Origin of the sequence: Mesorhizobium sp. M7A.F.Ca.US.002.01.1.1, from assembly GCF_004022955.1 — a bacterium.
GTDB lineage: Bacteria > Pseudomonadota > Alphaproteobacteria > Rhizobiales > Rhizobiaceae > Mesorhizobium > Mesorhizobium ciceri.
In genome coordinates this window covers 1-1,045 of sequence record NZ_RZQE01000932.1, presented here as the reverse complement: position 1 = coordinate 1,045, position 1,045 = coordinate 1, and the positions used below count along the sequence as shown (strand labels likewise).

At 64.3% G+C, this 1,045-nt stretch carries 1 protein-coding gene; it reads left to right on the top strand.

From position 1 onward, the window contains the following. Positions 1-231 precede the first annotated feature (231 nt). Positions 232-1,045: phage protease (locus EN932_RS36830; protein ID WP_128369560.1), on the top strand; the 814-nt coding region annotated here is incomplete at its 3' end.

The following is a 1,045-nucleotide window of genomic DNA, read 5'->3' as shown; positions in this document are numbered from 1 at the left end:
CTGTAGACCCGTTCAAAACCGATTTTAGGGCCCATCCGGCGGCGAGCGAGGCAATGGTGAAAACGAATCTTTGATAGCTTGCCGCTCGGCCGCCTGTCGGCTACCGTTCAGCTGCGAATTCGGCGGCCGGACAGCTCAGCACCAGTCCCGCCAGTTCGATCCCCCAGGCATCGACCACCGCCCGCCATGGCGGGCATGATTTGAAGGCAGCGGCCGGGCCAATGTCCGGCGATGCACAACGCACTTGCCGCACTTCTTTCGGCCGCCCTGGTCGCTTCGCACTCGACGGCGCTGACCGCCGTCGACGCGGAAGGCGACATCTGGCTTCAGCTTGTACCGGCCGGCACGTTCACCGGCCGCAACGGCCAAGGTCCATGGACCACAGGCGACAAGGCGTCGATGGAACAGATCGCCGCCAACTCGCGGCAGCTCGCCGGCTCGACCGAACCAGTCATCGACTATGACCACCAGGCCATCTTCGGCGCGGTGCCCGGCGTCGGCGGCAAAGCGCCGGCTGCCGGCTGGATCAAGGAGCTGAAGGTCCAGGACGACGGCATCTATGGCCGGGTCGAATGGACCGCCGCAGCGGCAACCGCGATCAAGGCAAAAGAGTACCGCTATCTCTCGCCCGTTTTCTTTCACGAGAAAACCTCCGGCCGGGTGCTCGCCATCCGTATGGCCGGCCTGACGAACACGCCGAACCTCGACTTGGTCGCGGTCGCGGCGAGTGCACTTTTCACCTCAAACGAAAATGGAGCCAGCATGGATAAGATCCTTGCCGCCCTTGGTCTTGCCAAAGGCACCAATGAAGACGGCATCGTTGCCGCCATCAACGCCCACCTGACCAGCAGCACGTCGATCGCCAGGGCTGCCGGCCTTACCGAAACGGCCAAGCCGGACGAGATCCTGGCGGCGGTAAACACCGTCGTTGCCGATCGCACCAAATTCGCCCAGGCCGCCGGCTTGGCGGCAACGGCCAAGGCCGACGAGATCGTCACCGCCGTCCAATCGGCGATCGCCGGCAAGGTCGACCCGACCAAGTTCG